Here is a 202-nt window from a genome sequence, read left to right on the forward strand (position 1 = left end):
GTTGCGGCGGGGCGCCCCGGCGGCGGCCCCGGCCAGCGACACCCAGGAGGGCAGCGTGGCCGCGAGACCGGCCAGCGCGACCAGCCGGAGCGGGGCGAGCGTCAGGAAGCCGGCGAGCACGACCAGGTCGGCGACCCGGTCGCCCAGCTCGTTGAGGACGGCGCCGCGCCGGGTGGTGCGGCCGGTGTCCCGGGCGAGCGCC

At 81.2% G+C, this 202-nt stretch carries 1 pseudogene; it reads right to left on the reverse strand.

The features are described from left to right. Nucleotides 1–202 (reverse strand): annotated as a pseudogene (locus tag G3I41_RS32375) (phosphatidate cytidylyltransferase); the annotation flags it as partial.

This window comes from Streptomyces sp. SID9727 (assembly GCF_010550605.1).
Lineage (GTDB): Bacteria > Actinomycetota > Actinomycetes > Streptomycetales > Streptomycetaceae > Streptomyces.